Genomic DNA, 20441 nt, shown 5'->3' with positions numbered 1-20441 from the left:
CGACCAGAACCTGTCAACGGCCTCCCGGTGGCCCGCTCCGATTTTGCGTCGTTCCTCCGCATTCCTGGGAGAGGGGCGATGGACAATCCAATGGAGTTCAATGGGGTCCAATGGATAAGAGAAGTCGGTAATCCATAAACCAGGAAGCGAATGTCTTTACTGGATTTTGACGGGCGAGAGGTGATTGTTTCCACAATGGTCACTGCAAGGGTTTCGACGGCGTGTCACCCGGTGCCCAGTGCGGACAGCGCCTCGCTCACCCCCGCGGCGCGCGGCGAGCCCAGGGCGCTGTAGAGGGCCAGCGCGTCCTGCCAGTGGCGGCGTGCCGCCGGCAGGTCGGCGCGGTCCTGGTGGATGCGGGCCAGCCCGATGTGCGCGCGGGCCTGCTCCTCCTTCTCCTCGATCTCGGTGGCCAGGGCGAGAGCGGCGCGATGGGCCGCGGCGGCCTCGTCCGGCCGGCCCGAACCGTGCAGGGCCTCACCGAGACCGTTGAGGCTGCCGGCCTCGCCGTAGCGCTCACCGGTTCGCTGGAACACGGCGAGGGCCGCCCTCTGGTGGCCGGCCGCCCGCTGGTGGTGGCCGAGACGGTGGTGCGCGTCGCCCAGGTTGCTGAGGGCGTGCGCCTCGCCCCCACGGTGGCCGAGCCGCCGGAACAGGGCGAGGGCCTGCTCGAAGTGGTCGGCCGCCGTGGCGTGCCGGTCGAGCCGCGACAGCACGATCCCGAGGTTGCCCAGGGCGCTCGCCTCGCCGAAGGTGTTCCCGAGGGTGCGGTACAGGGCGAGGGCCTGCCGGTGCTGTACCGCGGCGGTCTCGTAGTCGTCGAGCAACTCGTGCACGATGCCGAGGTTGTTGAGCGTGTCGGCCTCGCCGCCGACGTCGCCGACCTTGCGGAAGAGCACGACCGCCTCGCCGTGCCGGTCGGCGGCCTCGCGGTAGTGCCCCCGCAGTTCGTGCAGGACACCGAGGTTGGTGAGGTTGCGGGCCTCGGTCACCGGCAGCCCGACCTGCCGGCAGAGGTCGAGCGCCTCCGTGTGGTGCCTGACCGCCTCGTCGTACTGCGCCAGCCGCCGGTGGGTCGCACCGACACAGGTGCGCACCTCGGCCTCGCCGCGCCGGTCACCCGCGGCACGGGCGGCACGCAGGGCGTTGCCGTGCACGACGAGCGCGTCGGTGAAGAGCCCGCGGGTGTCGAAGTGCCGGTGCAGGGCGGTCGCGAGGCCCACGGCGTACTCGGCCCGGCCGCGCGCCGCCTCGGCGGCGGTGACGGCCGCGAGCACGCTGCGCTCGGCCGCCAGCCACTCCTGGGCGAGGTCCGCGGTGGAGAACGGCGGCAGCTCCGTCGAAGGGGCCCCCACCCGGGGCCGCAGGTGTCCCTCGGCCGGGAACAGCACGTCCATGGCGGCGCAGGACGCCGCGAGATAGTGGGTCAGCAGACGGTCGAGCGCGGCCTCGCGGTGGGTCCCCCCGTCATGCCGTTCGGCCTGCCAGGCCGCGTACACCCGCAGCAGGTCGTGCATGCCGTAGCGGCCGCGCCGGGTGGGCTGGATCAGATGGCCGCGGGCGAGCAGGTCGAGTGCCTGCCGGGTGTCGGCGACGGGGCGTCCGCACAGGGCGGCCGCCGCGTACACGTCCACGTCGGGTCCCGGGTGCAGCCCGAGGAGACGGAAGGTGGCGGCGGCTTCGGCGGGGAGGCGGTCGTAGGACCACGAGAAGACGGCGCGTACGGCCGCGCGGGGATCGTCGTCCGAGTCCAGCAGCTCCAACCGCGCCCGCTGGTCGTCGAGTTCGGCGGTGAGGTCGCTCAGCGGGGACGCCGGACGGGAGAGCGCCAGCTCCGCGGCGATGCGCAGGGCCAGGGGCAGCCGGCCGCAGCGCTCGGCGAGGACGGCGGCGGCCTGTGGTTCGGACGCGGCCCGGGCCCCGATCAGCGTGTGCAGCAGCCGTACGGCGTCCGCGGGCGGCAGCACGTCCAGGACGAGCCGGTGCGCGCCGTGCAGGGACACCAGGGAGCTGAGGGTGTCCCGGCTCGTCACGACGGTCCTGCACAGGGCCGCGCCGGGCAGCAGCGGGCGTATCTGCTCGCTGGACGAGGCGTTGTCGAGCACGACGAGCATGCGGCGCTCGCTCAGCTCGGTGCGGTAGCGGGCGGCCCGGTCGTCCAGGCGCAGGGGGATCTCGGGGCCCGGCACACCGAGGGCCACGAGGAAGCCGGTGAGGACGTCGGCTGCGGGCACCGGTTCGTCCGCGTCGTAACCCCGCAGGTCCGCGTAGAGCTGGCCGTCCGGGAACCGTTCGCGTGTGCGGTGGGACCAGTGGACGGCCAGGGCCGTCTTGCCGACTCCGGCGGTGCCGGACACGGCGGACACCACGACCGTGGTGGTGGGGCCGCCTTCGTCCTCGCCGGCGAGCAGGTGCCGGGAGAGTTCGTCCAGTTGCTCCTCACGTCCCGTGAACGCGCGGACGTCGGTGGGCAGTTGCGCGGGCCGGACGGGCGAGGTGCCTGTGCCGTCCGGGGGCGGGGCGGGTTCCGCGCCGTGAGCCGTCACGGGGCGGTCGCGCAGGGTGTCCTCGTAGGCCGCGCGGAGCTCCGCCCCCGGAACGGCGCCCAGTTCGTCGGCCAGCCGGCGGCGGACCTCGGCGTAGTGGTCCAGGGCCTCGGCGGTCCTGCCCGTCCGGGCCAGGGACCTGACGAGCAGGGCGGCGAGGGGTTCCGCCAGCGGGTACTCGTCCGCGAGGGACCGCATGCGGCCGATCGCCTGCGCGGTGCGTCCGGCGGCCGACTCGGCGCGGGCCCACAGGAGGGCGGCTTCGAGCCGCTCGTTCAGCCAGGCGGTCCGGGTCCGCTCGGCCCAGGCACCCGGCAGGTCGGCCAGCGGGGAGCCCCGCCACAGATCCAGGGCGTCCCGCAGGATCCGGCCGCACTCGGTGTCACCAGGACGCAGCAGGCGTGCCTGAGCGACGAGCGCACGGAAACGCAGCAGGTCGATGCTGTCGTCCGCCGCCTTGAGGAGGTAGCCGCCCGACACCCGCACCAGTTGCAGCGGCGGCTGCCCCGCCGTCGCGCCCGTGCGTCGCGCCGCCTCCTCCAAAACCCGCCGGATCCGGCTGACATGGGAGTACAGCGTCGAGCGGGCCGCGTCGGGCGGGGCGTCGTCCCAGACCCGGTCCACCAGGGAGCTCACGGTCAGCAGCCGCCCCGCGTCGGCGGCGAGCACCGCCAGGACCAGGCGCTGTCTGGGCTGTCCGAGGTCGACGGGGCGGTCGCCGGCCCACAGTTCCGACGGGCCCAGTAGTCGAAGCTCCACGTCCCCACCCACGATCGGCCGTTCTGCCTGCACGACCCCCCCCCGATCATGCCCAGGATTCCACACATACGGCGTCGGCGGTGCCGCGACCGTGATCGTTCCGTGCCGTGGGGCGCCGCGGCCCGACAAGGTTTCCGCAAGGTTCCTCCTGCAGTCTGTGCACAGCCGGTCGATCGGCCGGGCGGGTGGTTCCCCCTTCACGCCCGTGCCGGTCGGCCGGGCGCCGACGGGCCCGACGCAGCGTCAGGCCGGTCCAGGGTCTCCGCACGCCGCCGCTGAACGGGGGTCAGCGGCGGCGGAGCGGCCCAACTCCGCCGACCGCCCGCGCCGGCAGGTGCTCGTGCCGACCGCCGACTGCCCCGCCTGCCGCCCGTGCCGGCAGGTGCCCGTGCCGACCGCCGACTGCCCCGCCTGCCGCCCGTGCCGGCAGGTGCCCGTGCCGACCGCCGACTGCGCTGCCCGCCGCCCGCGTCGGCAGGTGCTTGTGTCGGCTGCCGACCGCCCCGGCAGGCGCCCCGTGCCGACCGTGACCGCGCTGGTAGGCGCACGTGCCGATCGCCGACCGTGCCGGCAGGCGCACGTGCCGATCGCCGCCCGTGCCGACAGGTGCTCGTGCCGATCGCCGCCCGTGCCGATAGGGGACCCGGCGGGCCGCCGACTGAGCCAACACACGACCGTGCCGATCGCCGACCATGCTGGCAGGTGTTCATGCCGGCTGCGTCGACACACGACTGTGTCGGCAGGCGATCGGGCCGGCACGCGATCGTGCTGGCAAGCGATCGGGCCGGCACACGACGGACCGGCACGCGATCGGGCTGGCAGGTACCCGTGCCGACGTGCGATCGTGCCGACGTGCGATCGTGCCGACCGCCGACCGCCGACCGCCGACCGCCGACCGCCGACCGCCGACCGCCGACCGCCGACCGCCGGCAGGCGACGGTGTCGACACACGCCCCTGTCGGCAGGTGCCCGTGCCGGTAAGCGGGCGTGCCTGCAGGTGCCCGTTGGCGTCGCAGACCGTCTGCCGGTGACGACCCCGACGCCGGCGACGATCCCGGCGCCGGTGACGATCCCGGTCGGGATCCCTTCGCCCGCCTGCTCTGCCGGTCGCCGGTGTGCGGCCCGCCCGGGGGCCCCTCCTGCGTGTTCCGCCGATGCGCGGCGGCCCCCGCACGCAGGCTCCGGGGTACGCGGCCCACCGATGCGCGGCTCCTCGTCGGTGGGCCGCGCCGCGTGACCCGTACCGTGGCCATCCGTCGCGCGGCGGCCCACCGGTCGGCCTCCCCGCGGCCCCACCTCGTCCCGCGTCGGCGCGTACCCGTGGGCAGGACGCAATAGTCCACACACGGCACGTCATTGTCCACATCCGTCGCTCTAGTCTCGCAGCGAGCCGACCGCGCGGCCCCGGCACAGCACCCCCACAGGTACGTCACTTCTCCAAAACCCCACGGACGGAGATCCACATGCGCAGGACGAGCGCACGGTTCACCCTGACCGGAGCCGCGGCGGCGAGTGCCGTCGCCATCGCCGTGATCGGAGCCACCACGGCGAGCGGCTCCACCACCGCGCCGTCGGAGCCGGCGGCTGCCGCTGCCGCCGCCCCCGTCGGATTCGGAGCCGGCACCACCGGCGGAGCGGGCGGAGCCACGGTGACCGTCACCGACGCCACCGCCTTCAAGACCGCCGTGCAGAGCAGCGCGGCCCAGATCGTCCGCGTCAACGGCACCATCGCGCTGAGCTCGATGACGAAGGTCGCCTCGAACAAGACGATCGTCGGCGTCGGCACCGCGGGCAAGATCACCGGAAGCGGGCTCAACGTCGCGAACGCGAACAACGTGATCATCCAGAACCTCTCGTTCTCCGGGTCCAACGACGACGCCATCAACGTCCAGTACTCGACGAAGGTCTGGATCGACCACAACAGCATCACCGGCGCGAAGGACGGGGCCGTCGACATCAAGCGCGCCTCGACGAACATCACGGTCTCCTGGAACCGTACCTACGGCCAGGACAAGAACATGCTGCTCGGCCACTCCGACGACAACAGCGGCGAGGACACCGGCAAGCTGAAGGTGACCTACGACCACAACTGGTTCGACGGCACCAACCAGCGCAACCCGCGCGTCCGCTTCGGCAACCCGGTGCACGTCCTGAACAACTACTTCAGCAACATCGGCTCCTACGGTGTGGCGTCCACCGAGAACGCGGGCGTCCTCGTGGAGGCGAACTACTTCGAGAACACCGAGGACACGTACCACCTCGGTGAGGGCGACTCCGGCCCGGGCTCGCTCGTGGCGAGGAACAACCACCTGGTGAACTCCACCGCGGGACAGACCGGTGGCTCCGTGGCGTCGATCCCGTACAGCTACACCGCGGAGTCGGCGTCCAGCGTCAAGGCGAGCGTCACCGCCGGTGCGGGCGTCGGCAAGATCTGACCGAGCCCTCCGCACAGCAGCACAGCAAGCACAGCAAGCATGGCACGACAGCACGGCACGGCACGGGACAGCCGACACGGCACAGCACAGCACGGGGCAGGACCGGTGACCGACGTGTCACCGGTCTTGCCCCGCGCCGGGACCTCCCTTACGTTGCCCTGGGCCTCGTCGGCACCGCAGCTCTCGGGGCCTCCCCGACGGAGGCCGGACGAAGGGGCGCCGATGGACCCGGCTCCACGCACCGCGGACGGTACGCCGCACGGGCCGAACCGGTCTCTGACCGTCGGCCTGCTCACCGCCAACATCCACTTGGGCGTCGGGGCGACGCTCTGGTCCGGGGCCTGTGCCGCCGCCGAACGCAACGACGTCAACCTGATCTGCTTCCCCGGCGGGAACCTCCGCCACGGGGACGTGGCCCGCAGCGAGTTGTACGACCTCGTCGGTCCGGCCCGGCTCGACGGCGTCGTCTGCTGGAGTTCCACCCTGGGCCTGCCTTCGGCGGGGCCTCGGACGCGGCGCCTGCTGCGGCGACTCGCCCATGTGCCGCTGATCAGCCTCAACCAGCCGCTCAGCGACCAGACCGACGTCCTGTCGATCGACTCCCACGCGGGCATGCGCAAGCTGGTCGGGCACCTCGTCGTCCAGCACGGCCGCCGGAAGCCGGCCTGCATCCACGGCCCCCTCGCCAACCCGGTCTCCGAGGAGCGCTACCGCGCCTGTGTCGACGCCCTGCGCCACCACGGCATCCGGAACGAACACGTGGGCGCCGCCGTCGACTTCGCCGCGGCGGCCGGCGCCTCGGCGATGCGGGTGCTGCTCGAGGCCCGCGGTCTGACCCCGGGCGTCGACTTCGACGTGGTGCTGGCCTGCAGCGACGTGCTCGCCGCGGGAGCACTGCGCTACCTCACCGAACGCGGCATCCGGGTCCCGGAGGACGTGGCGGTGGTCGGCTTCAACGACTCGCCCGAAGCCCGCCTCGGGGACCCGCCGCTCACCTCCGTGGCCCTGCCCTTCGCCGAACTGGGCGCGCTCGCCGTGGACACCCTCGTCGCCCGGCTGCGCGGCACCCGTCCGCCCGACCGCACCACCATCCCCGCCACGCTGGTGCCGCGCCGCTCCTGCGGCTGCCCCTACCCGACGTCGTACCGGCCCTCGCCCGTCCCTCCGGCGCCGGCCACCGCGCGACGGCCGGCGCCGGAGGGATGGGACGCCGTGGACGGCGTGCTGCCCTCCGCGGGCACCCGCCTGGCCGCGGCCTTCCGCACCGAACTCACCCGCGCCGGCGGTGACCAGCGCACCCCGGCGAACGGTGACGTACAGCTCGGCGAATTCCTCCCCCTGGTCGAGCAGTTGCTGCGCAGCAGTGCCGCGACACAGACCGAGGTCGACCGGTGGCACCAGGCGCTGGAGAGCGCTCGCCGCGGCGTCGTCGACATGCTGCCGGACGCCCTGCGCCGGTCCGGTGAGGTCCTCTTCGGGCAGGCCCGGCTCGTCGTGGCGGAGCGGTCGCGCGCCCTCCTCGAGTACGAACGCTGGTCGCAGACCCAACGGGCGCGCCGGCTGCGGGAGTTCGGGACGGCGCTGACCACGGTCGTGGACCTGGAGGGACTCTCGGACGTACTGGAGCGTCATCTGGGCCAGTCCGGCATACCGCACTGCCGGATCGTGCTGTACGAGCGCGGCGCCGACGCCACCGGTCCGGCCGCCGTGGGCATGGCGCGCCCCCTGCTCGCCCGTGCCGAGGCCCGTCGGGAATCCGGGCCGGCGGGTCCGCTCGGCGGCCCCGCGTTCTCGTCGGCCCTGCTGCTGCCCGACTCCCTGCTGCCCCGCGACGGACGGTTCACGCTGGTGCTCGAACCCCTGCACATCGGGGAGGAACACCTGGGGGTCGCCGTGTTCGAGGCGACGTCCACGCAGGCCGCGTACCACGACGGGGCGCTCTACCGGGAACTGGGCGACCAGATCAGTGCCGCGCTGAAGGGCATCGGGCTCTTCGACGAGGTGCGGCGCGCACGGGACGCCGCGGAGCAGGCGAGCAGGTTCCAGACACGGCTGCTGACCCATGTCACCGACGAGTTGCGTACTCCGGTGGAGGCCATGCTGCACCGCTCCGGTGACCCCGGGGCGGCCCTCATGGAGGTCCGGCGGGACGCCGTGAGCGTGCTGCACCTCATGGAGAACCTCCTCGACCTCGCGCGTTCGGAGGCCGGCGACCTCCTGCTGACCAGGCGGCTCCTGGATCCGCTGCCGGCCCTCGCGCGGGCGTGCGCGACGGCGGCCCCCGCCCTGCCCGCGGGCCTCACCTGGCGGCTCGACCTGCCCGCGCGGCTGCCCTCGGTGTGGGTGGACGAGCCTCGGTTCCGGCAGATCCTGCACAACGTGCTGATCTCGGCGGCGGCCCGTACGAAGGCCGCGCCGCCCTGCGTGACGGCGGCCCTCGGCCCGGCCGGCGTGCGGATCACGGTCGCGGTCCCGGACGCCTGCGCACCGTTCCCGCGCCCGGGGCAGCTCCTGGACGTCGGGGTGACGACGGCCCGGCGGCTGACCATGATGCACGGGGGAGCGCTGACCGTCGCCGACAGCATGGGCCGGGCCCGGTACGTCCTGGAGCTGCCTCTGCCGTCCCCGGACGGGCAGGCGCACCTGGCCGGCGTCGGCGAGGCCCCCCTGCTCGTCGTCACCCCCGGGGAACTCGGCGCGGACGTACGCGAGCACGCCGCCCGCCACGGCCTGGAGGTGGTACGGACCGACGCCGCGCACGACCCCATGCCGTCGGTGGCGCGCCGGACGCCCGGAGCCGTCGTGTGGGACGCCCAGCCCGACCGGCCGCAGGAGTGGCGTGCGGTGCAACGGCTGTACGACCATCCGGCGCTGCGCCACACGCCGTTCGTGCTGTTCGGCGCCGAGGGCACCGATCTGCCGCAGGCCCTGCGCGCGCTGCGGCCCGACGGATTCGCCGAACCGGTGATCGTCGCGGGCGGCTCGCAGGAGTCCCGGGAGACGCTGCGGCGGCTGGCCGAGACGGCCCTGCCGGACCATCCGGTGCGGGTCTCCACGGACGCGACGACGCTGCTGGCACTGGTCGCGGACGAGACCCCGCGGCTGGTGCTGCTGGAGCGGGCCCTGCCCGACATGCAGGGACTGGACGTGGTGGACCGGCTGCACGACGGCTCGGGCCGGGCGGTGTGCCCCGTCGTCATCGCCGACCACGAGGGCATGACGGCGGCGGACGCGCGGCGCGGCCGCCAGCACCCGGCGCTGCTCATGCTCGACATGGACGTCTTCGCGCCGCCCGAGGCGGCCGCGCTCGTCCGTGAACTGGCGGGCCACGACTGCCGGTTGCCGCCGCGCACCAGGGACGTCCTCGACGAGGCCCTGGTCTTCCTGCACGAGCACTGGCGGCGGCCGATCTCCCGCTGGCAGGTCGCGCAGGCCGCGGGTGTCAGCCCCGACCACCTGGGCAAGCTCTTCCAGCAGCGGTACGGCCTGACGGTGTGGGAGTACCTCACCCGCCTGCGCATCCGGCGAGCGGCCGAGCGCCTGCGGTCGAGCAACGACAGCGTGCAGAGCGTCGCCCGCGCGGTGGGCTTCCGCGACCGCGCGTACTTCAGCCGGGTGTTCCGCAGGGTCACGGGCGCGGCCCCCCACCACTACCGGGAGAAGCCCCCCACTGCGGAGGCCCCCCGGGACACCCTCACCGGACCGGGCCGCCGCTGACCTGCTCCGGCCCCATACGTGGCCCGGTGGGTGACACCGCCGGCGAGTGCACCCGAATCGCCCGTATGGGAACGGGCCGCCCGCGGTAGGCATGGTGCGTGCAGACCTTTCTCCCGTATCCCGATTTCACCCGGTCCGCCGCGGTCCTGGACCAGGCCCGCCTGGGCAAGCAGCGGGTCGAGGCCCTGCAGGTGCTGCGCGGTCTGACCGTGCCCGGCTACGGATGGCGGCACCATCCCGCGGTCCGCATGTGGATCGGCTACGAGGAGGCGCTGGTCCGCTACGGTCTCGACATGTGCGCCATGTGGGTGGCCGAGGGACGTGCCGACACCTGCGCCGCCACGCTCGTCACCGACTTCACCAAGTACCGTCCCGGTGCCACGGTACGGGTCCAGGAGCAGCTCGCCGAGGATGGGGAACTGCCGCCCTGGCTGGGAGAGCCGGCCTTCCACCGCAGCCACCGGTCGGCACTCGTGCGCAAGGCACCGGAGTTCTACGCCCCGCTCTTCCCGGACGCCCCCGACGACCTGCCCTACTTCTGGCCGGCCTCGGACCGGGTCGCGCCGTAGCCCCGCGGCCGGCCCGCCGACGCGGGGGCACTGTCGGCTCCCCATTGTCTCCGCAGGTGTCCCCGCGCCGGTTCGTCCTCCCTCGCCGGAGCGCGCGGGAGTCGCTCCAGGACGGTGGGAGGGCGTCTGCGCCGGGGCCCCTGTGTCCGCTGCGAGGATCCGGGGGCACCGAGGCGTGTCTGCACCCGTTCATGGTGGCCGCGTTCGCGCAGATGAAGGCGCTGTCGCGGCAGGAGGGCGACCCGGCCGCGGTGTCCCGGCCGTTCGACGCCGCCCGCTCGGGGTTCGTGATGGCCGAGGGCGCGGCCGTCCTGGTCCTGGAACGTGCCGGATTCGCCCGGGCGAGGGGCGCCCGCGTGCACGGCGCGGTGGCCGGCGCCTCCGTCACCTCCAGCGCCGGGCACATCTCGGCGTCCGACACCGAGGGGCAGGTGGCGGCGGTGCGGGCGGCCCTGCGGGACGCGGAACTGGGACCGCGCGACATCGGCCACGTGCACGCCCACGCCACCTCGACGCCGGGCGGCGACCTCGCGGAGGCCGACGCGATCGCGAAGGCCCTCGGCGAGCACCCCGTGGTGACCGCGACCAAGTCCATGACCGGGCACATGCTCGGCGCCTCGGGCGCCTTCGGGGCCATGTCCGCGCTGCTGTCGCTGCGGCACGGGGTCGTTCCGGCGACCCGGAACCTCGACGAACTCGACCCGCGCGTCCGGCTGGACGTGGTCAGCGGCGAGAACCGTACGAGGTCGTTCCGGCGTTCACGGCGGCCGGCCCGGGCACAGCGGAAGACCCGAGGCGCGCCTACCTGACGCGGGTGTCCAGGCGTTCCACCTCCCGTGCGGCGCCGTGGGCCGCCCGTTCGGCCTCGGCCACGGCGTCGGCCGCCGCCCGGCCGCTCTCCTCGGCCTCCCACTGTGCCCCCTCGGCCGCCTGCAACTCCTCGTTGGCCTCCCGCAGTTGCTCCTCGGCGGCGGACACCCGCTCGCGTGCCCGGTCGTGCCGGTCATGTGCCCGGTCCAGGACCGCGTCCGCGTCCTCCTGTGCCCTGTGCCGCTCACGAAGCAGCCGGTCGGCGGCCTCGGCCGCGCTGCGGGCCCGGGCGAGTTGTTCCTGCCGGCGGCGGCGCCGCTCGGCGAGTTCGTCCTCCGTCCGCTTCCGGGCGGCCTGCTGGGCCGTCCGCTGCACCGCCTTCTGTGCCGCCTTGCGTCCGGTCGGGGCCGGGGCCGGCCTCCGTCGGGTGCCGGTGGCCTTGGCGTCCGTGGACGGGAAGGCCGCCGGGGGTGTGAGGGCGCCCGTGAGGCAGCCGGCGGCCCACCGGTCCGCCGCGTCCTGGTCCGCGAGCACGGCGTGCAGGGTGGCGGCGACGTCCTGCCGCGCCGTGTCCGACAGGGGGTGCCCGGCGTCCCGGGCGAGCGCGGCGGCCTGTCGGGACAGGGCCGAGACGATACGGCCGCGCTGCCCGGACAGCTCCTTGATGCCGTCGGCGTCCAGGGTCCCGTAGGCGTCGCGCAGCGCCTGGCCCAGCTCCAGGAACCGCCGGCTCTCCGCCGGGTCGGACCGCAGCAGCAGGTTGGCGGCATAGGCCGCGAGGGTGGGACGCCGGGCGGCGTGGATCAGGCGGGCATCCTCCGCGCGCCCGTCCGTCCTGGCGGCGACAGCCAGCTCTTCACGACGGGACACGAAAGCGGGCGGCGGCGTGGCGTAGAGCTCGTACAGGAGTGCCTGTACGTCGTGCTCCTCGCGGCCCCGCGCGTTCTTGCGCTGCATGGTCCTCAGACTCCGACGAGCCGGGCCGCAGCGCACCTCGGACGGCGGGCGCTCGGTGGAGGCAGGTGTCAGATCCGCCAGGAGCGGAGCACGTCGGCGACCTCGTAGATGCTCAGCCGGGTCTCGCGGACCTTGCGGATCAGGTCGGACAGGGCCCCGTAGGGAGGGTCGATGCCTTCCCCGGACTGGTCCATGTACTGGCCGCTGACGAAGGCCGCGAAGAGGCTGTTGCGGTGGGGGAGCGGCTCGAGACGCACGATGGTGTGCAGGAGCGCGGCCGCGCGCCACGCCGTGTCCGGATTGGACGTGGCGAGGGTCGGCATACGCGTCTTGTGGCGCGCCACGGCCGCGACGAGGGCCGAGTAGTCGGTGACCGACACATCGTCGTCGTCGAGGGCGGCGTCCTGGACGTCCAGGAGCCAGGGGACATCGATGTACAGGATCTCGCTCATCAGGCGGCGGTGGCTCCCTCGCCGCGCTGCGACGGGGGAATCTCGTCGGGGAACGCCTCGTCGAACTCGGCGCGCAGCCGGTCCGCCCACGAGGCGGCGCCGGCGACGAACCGCTTGCGCTGCATCTCACGGACACCGAGGTCGTGCATGTACTGCTTGAGGCTCTTGCCCTCGGCTGCGGCCGCCGCGCGCACGCCTTCCATTTCTTCCTCGGTGAAGGTCACATTCAGTGATGGCATGCCGCCATGGTACCTACTCGGTACCTTCTTGTCGCCGCCGGGGTGCGTGGTCCGGTCCGTCCGCGTCGAGCTCGGCGAGGTGCTGTTCCCATCGCCGGCGGCGCTCGTCCTGGGACTGGTCCCACCATGGTGTGCCGCGTTCCCCCAGCGCGATCTTCGCGTGGTTCACGCGCGCGCGTGCCAGTCGCTCGGCCTGGGCGTCGCCGGCGGTGGTCGCCGAGCGTACTGCGCGGCGGGCCGCCATGAGGTGGTGTCGCAGCCGGGACGCGATCTCCTCGGGGAGGGAGGGGTCCGTGGCCCGCCACTTCCGTCCCTTGATGACGACGTGATGTCCGTCGGGAGTCTTCTCCGGCATGCCGTGCGCGTTCACAGACCGATTGTGTCCGCTCGTGGGTCTCCCCGCGCGAGGTGGGTCTCGGACGTCCGCGCCCTCGGTCTGGCGCACTACGCCGCCCGTGGCGTGCTGGAGCACGTCCTGGCACGGCACGGCGCCACGTTCCAGCAGCAGCTCACCCTGCGCGCCGCCGTGGCCGCCGACGCCGGAAGACCTCGTGAAGCAGGTCCGTCACGCACTCAAGGCCGATCCGGCCGACATCCAGGTCACTGTCGAAGAGCTGCTGGCCAGGGAACTGCTCGTCGCGGACGGCACGCACCTTCGTCCCACGGACGCGGGACGCGAACTGATCGCCGCCGTCGGCCCGGAGACGGCCCCGCTCAGCGCCGGCATCTGGGGCGGCATACCCGCCGAGGACCTGGCTGCCACCGGCCGCGTCCTCGCCCTCGTCACCGAATGCGCCAACGCGAACTCGCGGCGCTGACCGCGTGACGTCCCCGCCGGTGCCCCTTTAAGGCGCGGGCTGGGGCGGAGCCCCGTCTTTTAAGGGGCGCGGGGAACTGCGCGGGCAACCCCCACCGGGCCCGCACCCTTCCGCGGCATCACCGTGGCGCGGCAGCCCTCGGCGAACCTTCGGCGCGACGCGCATGCAGCCGCGGCGCAGACGGTGGTGGCTGCGCCGCGGCCGGGGGGCGGGAGGCGGGAGGCGGTCACGAGGACCGCGGGGGTTACGCGCCGGCCGGTGGCGTCTGCTGCACGACCTCGAAGGACCACAGCGTGGACCCGCTCGCCGCGGGCCTGGGACGCTCGCCGCCCTCCGTGCCGCCACCCTCCGTACCGCCGCCGCCCGCGCCGCCGCCCTGGTGGGCCGCCTTCATGGGGCCCTCCATCCACGCCTTGAAGGACTCCTCGTCACGCCACCGCGTGTAGACGAGGTAGCTGTCGGTGCCCTCGACCGGGCGGAGGAGCTCGAACCACTCGAAGCCGTCGGAGTGCTCGACGGTGCCCGCGCGGGACGCGAAGCGCTTCTCGAGGGTCTCCCGCTGCTCGGCCGGGACGGTCAGGACGTTGATCTTGACTACGCTCATGGATCCATCCTGCCGCAGACCCGCCCGGAGCCGGACGATCGGGTCCCCTCCGGGCGGGCGTCCGGCCTGCCGGTCCGGTGTCAGTGCCCGCCTATACGGTGTGAGCAGTGGGACTCGCCGGGAAGAGCGCGGGCCCGCCCTGGGGAGGGGTCTGTCATGTCTACCGGGTCCGTGTCGACGACGTATCTGGAGCTGTCGCAGGAAGACGGCACCGCGCACAAGTTCTACGAAGTGGTCGTCGACGGCGTCGTAGTGACGGTCCGGTACGGGCGCATCGGTGCCTCCGGGCAGACGCAGACGACGACGTTCCCGACGGCGGACAAGGCGCGGTCCGCCGCCGCGAAGAAGGTGGGGGAGAAGGTCCGCAAGGGGTACGCCCCGGCGGTCGCCGGACAGCGCGCGCCGCGCGCGGTGACCCGGCGTCAGGTGACCTCGGCGCCCTCCACCGCGCGCGCCGTGGCCCCCGTGCTGTGGCGGTTCCGCACCGGCTCGTCGGCGTTCGGCATCCATGTCGACGACGACCGCTGCTGGGTCGGCAATCAGGCGGGCGACGTCTTCACCCTGGACCACGACGGCGGCGTCCTGGCGCGCTTCAGTCTGCCGGACGGTGTGAAGTGCCTGGTCGCCGACGACTTCTGGATCTACGCGGGATGTGACGACGGGCGGGTCTACGACCTGTCGTCCAAGCTGCCGTTCGCGGCGTACGACGTCGCGGCGGACGTCGACATCTTCTGGCTGGACATCCACGAGGGCGTCCTGAACGTCTCGGACCGCGAGGGCCGGCTCACCGTCATCGACCACGAGGACGAGCACCAGTGGGCCCGCCGCAGCCAGGGCGAGCACGCCTGGATGGTCCGCGCCGACGACCGCGCCGTCTACCACGGCCACCAGCGCGGGGTGAGCGCCTACGCGCCCGACGGGAGCGGCGAGTTGTGGCACACACGGACCCGCGGCGGCGTCCTGTTCGGCTGGCAGGAACAGGACGCCGTGTTCGCGGGAACCGCCCACCACGTGGTCCAGCGGCTGTCGAAGGCGACCGGCACGGTCGAGGCCACCTACGGCTGCGACAGCGCGGTCTACTCGTGCGCGACCTCGCCCGGCGGGCGGTTCGTCTTCGCCGGTGACGCGGCCTCGTCGGTCTACTGCTTCGACCGGGACGGCACCCGTCTGTGGAAGCTCGGCACGGGCGGCGGTTCGGCGCTGTCGATGCAGTACCGCGACGAGCGGCTGTACCTGGTGACCACGGACGGCTCCCTCGTGTGCGTGGACGCGAGCGAGGCGGCCATCTCGGCGGCCCAGCAGGGCACGGTGCCGGTGGCGCGGGACGTCAAGCTCGCCGCGGCCCTGCCGACCTACGCGCCGGCCACGGCCGCCGCCGCGATGCCGAGTGTCTCCCGGGCGCCCGCCGGGGCGATCGTCGTCGAGTGTGTCCAGACGACCGGCCGGCTGCGCGTCCACGTGGTGTCGGAGGGCTACGACCCGTCGTGGAACGTCCAGTTCCCGCGCACGATACGAGAGCCCGGCGCCCGCTACGTCGTGGACGCCCTGCACCCGGCGGCCGGTGGCTTCTACCGCGTCCGCGGTGAGATCCGCCGCCTGCTCTGACCGCAACCGCCCCGCGCACAGCGGCCGTCGGCGCGGGAAACCGACTTTGTCCCGAGTGGGGAAAAAGTGCCGAGATCTTGTGCGTAATGGGTTACGGAGTTCAACAAAGCTCGCTAACTTCCTTGAAATGAACCGGTCACACACCTGTGGCCGGTGAGGACGGCGCGACGGCGCGCGCCTGTGCACCGCTGGCAGCCCGGCGAGGGCTGCTGTCATCCCACCCCACTCTGGGAGAGCTCTGTGCGCATGAAACCGCTCAGACACAGACGTGTCCGCTATCTGCTGACCGCCATGGCCTGCGCCGTCGGCTGTCTGCTGCCCATGTCCCCGGCCGCCGCCGCCCGGCCCGCGGATCCGGCCGCCGGAACCGAGGCGGCCGCCGTCGAGTACCAGCAGGTCACGCTCGCCAAGGGCGTGGCCGAGACGGGCGAGCCCATGACGCTCGCGGTGCTGCCGGACCGCTCGGTCCTGCACACCTCCCGGGACGGCACGCTCCGGCTGACGAACGCGGCGGGGACCACCTCCGTCGCGGGCAGGCTGGACGTGTACAGCCATGACGAGGAAGGTCTGCAGGGCGTCGCCGTGGACCCCGGCTTCGCCTCCAACCGGTACATCTACCTCTACTACGCGCCCAAGCTCAGTACGCCGGCCGGTGACGCGCCGGCCGACGGCACGGCCGCCGACTTCGCCCCGTTCGACGGGGTCAACCGGCTCTCCCGGTTCGTCCTGAAGACCGACGGCACGCTGGACCTGGCCGCAGAGAAGAAGATCCTCGACGTGCCCGCCTCCCGCGGTCTCTGCTGCCACGTGGGCGGCGACATCGACTTCGACGCGGCCGGGAACCTGTACCTGTCCACCGGCGACGACACCAACCCGTTCGCCTCGGACAGTTACACCCCGATCGACGAGCGCGCCACCCGCAATCCCGCCTTCGACGCCCAGCGTTCCTCGGGCAACACCAACGACCTGCGCGGCAAGGTCCTGCGCATCAAGGTCAACGCCGACGGGTCGTACGCGATCCCGAGCGGCAACCTCTTCGCGCCGGGCACCGCGAAGACCCGTCCCGAGATCTACGCGATGGGCTTCCGCAACCCCTTCCGGATGAGCGTCGACAAACCCACGGGCATCGTCTACCTCGGCGACTACGGCCCCGACGCCGGCACCGCCAGCCCCACCCGCGGCCCCGGCGGACAGGTGGAGTTCAACCGCATCACCAAGGCGGGCAACTACGGCTGGCCCTACTGCACCGGCAAGAACGACGCCTACGTCGACTACAACTTCGCCACCGGTGCCTCCGGCTCCGCCTTCAACTGCGCGGCGCCCACCAACAACTCACCGAACAACACCGGCCTCACCACCCTGCCGCCCGTCCAGCCCGCCTGGATCCCCTACGACGGCGGGTCCGTCCCGGAGTTCGGCAACGGCTCGGAGTCCCCGATGGGCGGTCCGGTCTACCGCTACGACGCCGCCTCCACCTCCGCGGTGAAGTTCCCGCAGGAGTTCGACGGCGACTACTTCGCCGGCGAGTTCGGCCGCCGCTGGATCAAGCGCATCGAGGCCGGCGGCGACGGCACCGTGCAGTCCATCAACTCCTTCCCCTGGAGCGGCACCCAGGTGATGGACATGGCCTTCGGCCCCGACGGCGCCCTGTACGTCCTCGACTACGGCACCGGCTACTTCAGCGGCGACGCGAACTCCGCGCTGTACCGCATCGAGCACGTCACCGACGGGCTCGCCCCGACCGCACAGGCGAAGGCGAACATCACCTCGGGCAAGGCACCGCTGGCCGTGTCGTTCTCCTCGGCCGGCAGCGCCGACCCGGACGGCGGCGCCCTCACCTACGCCTGGACCTTCGGCGACGGCGGCACCTCCACCGCCGCCAACCCCTCCCACACCTACACGGCCAACGGCCAGTACACGGCCACCCTGAAGGTCACGGACGCCACCGGCAAGTCCGCGACCGCGTCCGTGCAGGTCACGGTGGGCAACACCGCGCCCACCGTGCGGCTCGACCTGCCCCTGGACGGCAGCATCCACGACTTCGGTGACGCCATCCCGTTCAAGGTGACGGTGACCGACCCCGAGGACGGCACGATCGACTGCACCAAGGTGAAGGTCACCTTCATCGTCGGACACGACAGCCACGGCCATCCGCAGACCTCGGCCACCGGATGCACCGGCACGCTCCAGACCCTCGCGGACGGCGAGCACGACCCCAACGCCAACATCTTCGGCGTGCTCGACGCCGAGTACACCGACAAGGGCGCAGGCGGCCAGCCCGCGCTGACCACCCACGACCAGCACGTCGTCCAGCCCAGTCACCGGCAGGGCGAGCACTACGGCGGGTCCTCCGGTGTCGACGTCGTCTCCCACGGCCCCGCACACGGCGGGAAGACCGTCGGCAACATCGACAACGGCGACTGGATCTCCTTCCAGCCGTACGCCCTCGGCAACGCGACGCGGTTCACGGCCCGGGTCTCCTCCGCGGGCGCGGGCGGCACCATCGAGGTCCGCGCCGGTTCCACCACCGGCACCCTGCTCGGCACGGCGACCGTGCCGGTGACCGGCGGGTGGGAGACCTTCCAGGACGTGACGGCCGGCCTGAGCAACCAGCCCGCCGGCTCCACCTCCCTGTACCTCGTCTTCAAGGGCGGCAGCGGCGCGCTGTTCGACGTGGACGAGTTCTCCTTCACCACCTCCGGGGGCGCCACCCGCTCGGGTGAGGTGAAGGGCGTGAACGGCAAGTGCCTGGACATCGACAACGCCCAGACGGCCGACGGCACCAAGGTGCAGATCTGGACGTGCAACGGCTCGGAGGCACAGAAGTGGACGAGTCCGTCCGACGGCACGCTGCGGGTACTGGGCAAGTGCCTGGACGTGTCCGGCGGGGCGTCGGCCGACGGTACGAAGATCCAGCTGTGGACGTGCAACGGCTCGGGTGCGCAGACCTGGGCGGCCCAGTCGGACGGCACGGTCCGCAATCCGCAGTCCGGCAAGTGCCTGGACGCCTCGGGCGGTACCTGGAACGACGGAACAGCGGTCCATCTGTGGACCTGTCACACAGCCGCCAACCAGAAGTGGACCCTGCCGTAGGAGGGAGGAGACCCATCATGCGTACCTATCTGAAAGCGGCCCTCGGCCTGTTCGCCGCCGCCACGCTCTGCCTGACCCCGCAGGCGACGGCGCTGCCCGGCACGGTGACACAGTCCGTCACCGGTTCCGCCCCGGGTTCCGTCACCGAGTCCGTCTCCGGTGCCGGCACCGCGCAGACACGCGCGGCGGCCGACCCGGCGTACAGGATTCTCGTCTTCTCGAAGACGGCGGGCTTCCGCCACGACTCGATCGACGAGGGCATCGCGGCCCTGCGCGGCCTCGGCACCGCGAACAACTTCACCGTCGACGCGACCGAGGACGCGGCGGCCTTCACGACGGGCAACCTCGCCCAGTACAAGAGCGTCGTCTTCCTGTCGACGACGGGCGACGTGCTCAACGCCGCCCAGCAGACGGCCTTCGAGGGATACGTCAAGGGCGGCGGCGGGTACGTCGGCATCCACGCCGCCGCCGACACCGAGTACGACTGGCCCTTCTACGAGGGCCTGGCGGGCGCCCTGTTCCACTCGCACCCGGCCATCCAGTCCGCCACCGTGGACGTGGAGGACAGGGCCCACGACGCCACCGCCCACCTGGGCAGCACCTGGCAGCGCACCGACGAGTGGTACAACTACCGCACCAACCCCCGCACCACGGCCCGTGTCCTGGCCTCGCTCGACGAGTCCAGCTACTCCGGCGGGAACATGTCGGGCGACCATCCGATCGCCTGGTGCAAGGACTATCAGGGCGGCCGGGCCTTCTACACCGGCGGTGGGCACACCGACACGTCGTACGCCGAGCCCGCCTTCCGGCGGCACCTCCTCGGCGGCATCCGCTGGGCCTCCGGGATGACCGACGCCGACTGCCGTCCGGAGACCGGCTACACGTCCCTGTTCGACGGTTCCTCCACCAGCGGCTGGCGGCAGGCCGGTCCGGGACAGTTCAGTCTCGCGGACGGCACCCTCACCTCCGTGGGCGGGATGGGGCTGTTCTGGCACTCCGCCCGGGAGTTCACCGGCGACTACTCCCTCAAGCTCGACTGGCGGATGGCCGGAGACGACAACTCCGGTGTCTTCATCGGCTTCCCGGCCTCCGACGACCCGTGGACGGCGGTGGACAACGGCTACGAGATCCAGATCGACGCCACCGACTCCGCCGACCGCACCACGGGCTCCGTCTACGGCTTCAAGTCCGCCGACCTGGCCGCACGGGACGCGGCGCTGAATCCGCCCGGGGAGTGGAACACGTACGAACTCCGGGTCACCGGCGAGCGGTTGGAGATCTTCCTCAACGGCCGCAAGATCAACGACTTCACCAACACCGACCCCGCGCGGAGTCTTCGGCAGGGGCACATCGGTCTCCAGAACCACGGGGACGGCGACGACGTGTCCTTCCGCAACATCCGCGTCAAGCAGGGCGGTGGCCAGGACCCCGGCCCCCGCTCGGGTGAGGTGAAGGGCGTGAACGGCAAGTGCCTGGACATCGACAACGCCCAGACGGCCGACGGCACCAAGGTCCAGATCTGGACGTGCAACCAGTCCGGTGCCCAGAAGTGGACCGTTCCCGGTGACGGCACGCTGCGGGCGCTGGGCAAGTGCCTGGACGTGTCCGGCGGGGCGTCGGCCGACGGTACGAAGGTCCAGTTGTGGACGTGCAACGGTTCGGGTGCGCAGACCTGGGCGGCCCAGTCGGACGGCACGGTCCGCAATCCGCAGTCCGGCAAGTGCCTGGACGCCTCGGGCGGTACCTGGAACGACGGGACGGCGGTCCATCTGTGGACCTGCCACACAGCCGCCAACCAGAAGTGGACCCTGCCCTGACCGACTGACCGACTGACCGA

At 72.7% G+C, this 20441-nt stretch carries 14 protein-coding genes; 8 read left to right on the top strand and 6 right to left on the bottom strand.

Annotation, left to right across the window (positions count from 1 at the left end):
* Positions 1-224: 224 nt before the first annotated feature.
* The gene (locus ACFYXC_RS15230) at positions 225-3305 is read right to left on the bottom strand and encodes a tetratricopeptide repeat protein (protein ID WP_389551352.1); all 3081 of its coding nucleotides are present in this window, start codon (positions 3303-3305) and stop codon (positions 225-227) included.
* Between the two features lie 1463 nt (positions 3306-4768).
* Here ACFYXC_RS15230 and ACFYXC_RS15225 point away from each other — a divergent pair.
* The 4 genes from ACFYXC_RS15225 (at position 4769) to ACFYXC_RS15210 (ending at position 10835) form a co-directional block, all read left to right on the top strand.
* The gene (locus tag ACFYXC_RS15225; RefSeq protein ID WP_389551349.1) at positions 4769-5740 is read left to right on the top strand and encodes a polysaccharide lyase family 1 protein; all 972 of its coding nucleotides are present in this window, start codon (positions 4769-4771) and stop codon (positions 5738-5740) included.
* Positions 5741-5962: 222 nt separating this feature from the next.
* Positions 5963-9457, top strand: coding sequence for a substrate-binding domain-containing protein (locus ACFYXC_RS15220; protein WP_389551346.1), 3495 nt, complete (start codon positions 5963-5965; stop codon positions 9455-9457).
* 98 nt (positions 9458-9555) lie between these two features.
* On the top strand, positions 9556-10026 hold the full coding sequence (locus ACFYXC_RS15215) for an MSMEG_6728 family protein (RefSeq protein ID WP_389551344.1): 471 nt from the start codon (positions 9556-9558) through the stop codon (positions 10024-10026).
* Between the two features lie 56 nt (positions 10027-10082).
* Positions 10083-10835, top strand: a complete 753-nt coding sequence (locus ACFYXC_RS15210; protein ID WP_389551341.1) for a beta-ketoacyl-[acyl-carrier-protein] synthase family protein — start codon at positions 10083-10085, stop codon at positions 10833-10835.
* On the opposite strand, the gene ACFYXC_RS15205 is transcribed toward ACFYXC_RS15210, so the two are convergent.
* The 4 genes from ACFYXC_RS15205 to ACFYXC_RS15190 all read right to left on the bottom strand — a co-directional run bounded on the left by ACFYXC_RS15205 (position 10828) and on the right by ACFYXC_RS15190 (position 12854).
* A complete protein-coding gene (locus tag ACFYXC_RS15205; RefSeq protein ID WP_389551338.1) occupies positions 10828-11793 on the bottom strand; it encodes a hypothetical protein in 966 nt (321 codons plus the stop codon). The genes ACFYXC_RS15210 and ACFYXC_RS15205 overlap by 8 nt on opposite strands.
* A gap of 68 nt (positions 11794-11861) precedes the next feature.
* Positions 11862-12245: a toxin Doc gene (locus ACFYXC_RS15200; protein WP_389551335.1), complete on the bottom strand. Its 384-nt coding sequence runs from the start codon at positions 12243-12245 to the stop codon at positions 11862-11864.
* A complete protein-coding gene (locus tag ACFYXC_RS15195; protein ID WP_189743006.1) occupies positions 12245-12484 on the bottom strand; it encodes a hypothetical protein in 240 nt (79 codons plus the stop codon). Before ACFYXC_RS15195 ends, ACFYXC_RS15200 begins: the two co-directional genes overlap by 1 nt.
* Positions 12485-12497: 13 nt before the next feature.
* Positions 12498-12854, bottom strand: coding sequence for a hypothetical protein (locus ACFYXC_RS15190; RefSeq protein ID WP_389551332.1), 357 nt, complete (start codon positions 12852-12854; stop codon positions 12498-12500).
* Between the two features lie 181 nt (positions 12855-13035).
* Here ACFYXC_RS15190 and ACFYXC_RS15185 point away from each other — a divergent pair, with 181 nt between their 5' ends.
* Entirely contained in the window at positions 13036-13302 is a 267-nt protein-coding gene (locus ACFYXC_RS15185; RefSeq protein ID WP_389551329.1) for a hypothetical protein, read from the top strand.
* A 244-nt stretch (positions 13303-13546) separates the two neighbouring features.
* On the opposite strand, the gene ACFYXC_RS15180 is transcribed toward ACFYXC_RS15185, so the two are convergent.
* On the bottom strand, positions 13547-13906 hold the full coding sequence (locus ACFYXC_RS15180; protein ID WP_389551326.1) for an antibiotic biosynthesis monooxygenase family protein: 360 nt from the start codon (positions 13904-13906) through the stop codon (positions 13547-13549).
* Between the two features lie 156 nt (positions 13907-14062).
* On the opposite strand from ACFYXC_RS15180, the gene ACFYXC_RS15175 reads away from it, so the two are divergent.
* The 3 genes from ACFYXC_RS15175 (at position 14063) to ACFYXC_RS15165 (ending at position 20421) form a co-directional block, all read left to right on the top strand.
* Complete coding sequence (locus ACFYXC_RS15175; RefSeq protein WP_389551323.1) at positions 14063-15511, top strand: WGR domain-containing protein; 1449 nt, start codon at positions 14063-14065, stop codon at positions 15509-15511.
* 246 nt (positions 15512-15757) lie between these two features.
* Positions 15758-18604 (top strand): PQQ-dependent sugar dehydrogenase, encoded by a 2847-nt coding sequence (locus ACFYXC_RS15170; protein ID WP_389551320.1) that lies wholly within the window; start codon positions 15758-15760, stop codon positions 18602-18604.
* A gap of 17 nt (positions 18605-18621) precedes the next feature.
* Complete coding sequence (locus ACFYXC_RS15165; protein ID WP_389551317.1) at positions 18622-20421, top strand: ThuA domain-containing protein; 1800 nt, start codon at positions 18622-18624, stop codon at positions 20419-20421.
* The last annotated feature ends 20 nt before the right edge of the window (positions 20422-20441 follow it).

The organism is Streptomyces sp. NPDC002701 (genome assembly GCF_042889045.1).
GTDB lineage: Bacteria > Actinomycetota > Actinomycetes > Streptomycetales > Streptomycetaceae > Streptomyces.
This window is presented reverse-complemented; position numbering and strand designations above follow the sequence as displayed.

Bases quoted from the DNA above. Each gene is read 5' to 3' on its own strand.
- ACFYXC_RS15225 (WP_389551349.1), top strand. From the start codon at position 4,769: ATGCGCAGGACGAGCGCACGGTTCACCCTGACCGGAGCCGCGGCGGCG.
- ACFYXC_RS15220 (WP_389551346.1), top strand. From the start codon at position 5,963: ATGGACCCGGCTCCACGCACCGCGGACGGTACGCCGCACGGGCCGAAC.
- ACFYXC_RS15205 (WP_389551338.1), bottom strand. From the start codon at position 11,793: ATGCAGCGCAAGAACGCGCGGGGCCGCGAGGAGCACGACGTACAGGCA.
- ACFYXC_RS15200 (WP_389551335.1), bottom strand. From the start codon at position 12,245: ATGAGCGAGATCCTGTACATCGATGTCCCCTGGCTCCTGGACGTCCAG.
- ACFYXC_RS15195 (WP_189743006.1), bottom strand. From the start codon at position 12,484: ATGCCATCACTGAATGTGACCTTCACCGAGGAAGAAATGGAAGGCGTG.
- ACFYXC_RS15180 (WP_389551326.1), bottom strand. From the start codon at position 13,906: ATGAGCGTAGTCAAGATCAACGTCCTGACCGTCCCGGCCGAGCAGCGG.
- ACFYXC_RS15175 (WP_389551323.1), top strand. From the start codon at position 14,063: ATGTCTACCGGGTCCGTGTCGACGACGTATCTGGAGCTGTCGCAGGAA.
- ACFYXC_RS15170 (WP_389551320.1), top strand. From the start codon at position 15,758: ATGAAACCGCTCAGACACAGACGTGTCCGCTATCTGCTGACCGCCATG.
- ACFYXC_RS15165 (WP_389551317.1), top strand. From the start codon at position 18,622: ATGCGTACCTATCTGAAAGCGGCCCTCGGCCTGTTCGCCGCCGCCACG.